At 64.4% G+C, this 1132-nt stretch carries 1 protein-coding gene; it reads left to right on the forward strand.

The genetic code is table 11. The annotated features are described in order from the left end of the window. Nucleotides 1–1132, forward strand: a 1132-nt coding sequence (locus AC1D12_RS33805) for an RHS repeat-associated core domain-containing protein (protein WP_477845445.1), incomplete at both ends; no start/stop codon positions are given.

Genomic DNA, 1132 nt, shown 5'->3' on the forward strand with positions numbered 1-1132 from the left:
GTTCAAAGCATCGAGGGAGCTGCAGCCAACACCTACGGCTTCGATGCGAACGGGAACATCGCCAGCGCGACGGCAGGCAAGTACCGCGGAGTCACCTATACCGGCTTCGATCTGCCGGACAGCCAGAGCGGCGTGCAAGGCCCTGCGGGCGGCCCGAGCTATGTGTGGAGCTACGACGAAGACCACGCGCGTATCCGCGAGGTGCGGACGATTTCGAGCGGTACCAACGCTGGCACTCGAACCACTTGGTACCTGCACCCGGACAACACGGGTGGTCTGGCCTTCGAGAGCGAGGTCAACTCACCGACGAGTCCGAGCGCAGCGAACCCTGCGGTCACGAGCAACCGGCACTACCTGAGCGCGGGCGGCCAGAGCCTCGGCGTTCTGGTCACCTCCGGAGCGCTACCGGCACTCGGCGCCACGCAGACCGCACCAGCCGTGCAGTCCAGTATGGCGGCGGTGAAGCTGGAGTACTGGCACAAGGACCATCTTGGAAGCATCGCGGCGACGACCGACCACAACGGCGACGTGACGGCGCGCGACGCGTACGACCCGTTCGGCAAGCGCCGCTTTGCGAACGGCAACTACGACGCCGCCGGCACGCTGGTGATCGACTGGAGCCCTGCGGTCAACAGCGGCACGGACCGCGGCTTCACCGGCCATGAGCAGCTCGACGACATCGGGCTCACGCACATGAACGGCCGCCTGTACGACGCGACCATCGGGCGGTTCATGTCGGTGGACCAGCTCGTGAGCGATCCGTCGGACCTGCAGGCCTACAACCGCTACAGCTATGTGCGCAACGATCCGCTGGCGCGCACGGACCCGAGTGGCTGGTCGGATCTGAAGGAGAGCAAGACCTACAACCCGCAAAGCATCTGTAACGGTGGCTGCGATGGCGTCGTTGTGAACCCGTCGGGGATCGTTCCAATGGCGGCGGAATCGACGGTCAGGACGACGGTAGCTATGTCGCAGGAGGGGGCGGCGGGCAGTCTGATGCCTGCGAGACAGTGGATACTGAATTCAATCGCAAAGAGTTCCTTCACGGAGGAGGGGCTTGAGATCCAGCGCATCAACCGAGCTTTCAGCGACGCTAAGGAGGCCGGCGATGTGAAGGCGATGAGTGCGTTGT

It is taken from the genome of Rhizobacter sp. P1_G5 (assembly GCF_056405435.1).